General features: G+C 67.7%; 2 protein-coding genes. One reads left to right on the top strand and one right to left on the bottom strand.

Features of this window, described 5'->3' with window-relative positions; genetic code table 11:
• Positions 1 to 75: 75 nt before the first annotated feature.
• The gene (locus tag QSK52_RS39000) at positions 76 to 600 is read left to right on the top strand and encodes a hypothetical protein (protein ID WP_285741029.1); all 525 of its coding nucleotides are present in this window, start codon (positions 76 to 78) and stop codon (positions 598 to 600) included.
• Here the strand turns inward: QSK52_RS39000 and QSK52_RS39005 are convergent.
• Positions 543 to 1486, bottom strand: a protein-coding gene (locus tag QSK52_RS39005) for an IS5 family transposase (RefSeq protein WP_435053494.1) whose coding sequence is annotated in 2 segments (ribosomal slippage) — positions 543 to 1142 and positions 1145 to 1486 — 942 coding nt in all. Because the reading frame shifts where the segments join, the coding sequence is not laid out codon by codon here. The two genes, QSK52_RS39000 and QSK52_RS39005, sit on opposite strands and share 58 nt — an antisense overlap.
• Positions 1487 to 1543: the final 57 nt, after the last annotated feature.

Below are 1543 nucleotides of genomic sequence, written 5' to 3' on the forward strand. Positions count from 1 at the left end.
GCTAGGAGCTGTCCGGGCGATCATTGGTGTGGGCAGTCGGCGGAGGTTGTCTGCGCGGTCTCATAGCCTGCGCCCATGACCACCGAGGAGTACCTCTCGACGATTGCTGCGTTGGCCGTGCAGCCGTTCCCGGAGGTGACCTATGTTGACGCCTCCGGGGGCGGTGGACCTGAGCATCATGTGCGCGAGCTGCAGGTCAGTCGGGATTTCTGGGATGACGACGACGGGCAGGCCTGGGTTGAGGCCGAGGCCGAACTGCAGGCCCGCCTCGACGACCTGGCGGCACGCCTGACGGATCGGTGGGGCAGTGCGTTCGTAGTGGAACTCGGACCGTATCTCAGCGCCAGCTGCGAGGGAGAGCCGGTGCCCGAGCCGCTCGACTACCTCAGCCAGCAGGCTGTGAGCATGCAGGTGTGGCCGCTCTCCGACAGCGGTCGTTGGCTCGCGCTGGCGATCGGCCAGGCCGACAAGGAGCTGCCTCTCATCCTGTTTGCTGCGGTCGGCCAGGCTTCCGCACTCGACGTGAACGCGCGAGTGGCCGGTCATGAGCGGAGCCACACGATGACAGCTGCAGCCGAGACAGTGCCGAGGAACACGTAGCCGCGCTTGTCATACCGCGTAGCCACCGCACGGAAGTTCTTGAGCCGATTGACGGCCCGTTCGACGGTGTTGCGCTTCTTGTACCGCTCCTCGTCGAACCCCGGTGGCCGTCCGCCTCGTGATCCCTTGCGCAGGCGGGCGGCCCGGCTGTCCGCCTTCTCCGGAATCGTGTGCCGGATGCCGCGCTGCCGCAGGTATTGACGGCAAGGACCGTTGCTATACGCCTTATCTGCTGCGACGCTGTCCGGCTTCTTGCGGGGCCGGCCGGCCCCGGGCCGGGGAACCCGGATTTTCTCCAGCACCGGCACGAACTGGGTGCAGTCGGCCCGCTGCCCCGGTGTGACGATCAGGGACAGCGGCCGGCAGCGACCGTCTGCGCTCAGGTGGATCTTGCTCGTGAAGCCGCCGCGCGAACGACCCAGGCCCTCGCTTCCTGCACCACCTCCACCAGCCGGTCGACGAGGCTCTGCCACGGAGTTTCGTCCTGGTGTTCCAGCGTCTTGTCCCCCTTTGAGCCGGCAAGGGCCGGCGGCGGGTCGGTGCGGGCGCCGGCCGCGTGCTGGTGCGCGCGGACGATGGTCGAGTCCACCGAGATGTCCCAGTCGATCTCGCCAGCCGCATCGGCCGCCGCTTGGACTTGGTGCAGCAGAAGTTCCCAGGTGCCGTCGGCCGACCAGAGCCGGTGGCGCTCGTAGACCGTCTTCCACGGCCCGAACCGCTCCGGCAGATCGCGCCAATGAACCCCGGTCCGAACCCGGTGCAGAATCCCGTCGATCACTTGCCGGTGATCACGCCACCGCCCGCACCGACCGTTGCTCACGGGCAGGAACGGCCGCAGCCGTTCCCACTCCGCGTCCGACAGATCACCGCGTTCACCCCGCCCCATACACAGGACAACGATCCGACCAGGCGACAGTCACATGATCGGCCGGACAGCTCCTAG

Origin of the sequence: Kitasatospora phosalacinea (genome assembly GCF_030268885.1) — a bacterium.
Classification (GTDB): Bacteria; Actinomycetota; Actinomycetes; order Streptomycetales; family Streptomycetaceae; genus Kitasatospora; species Kitasatospora phosalacinea_C.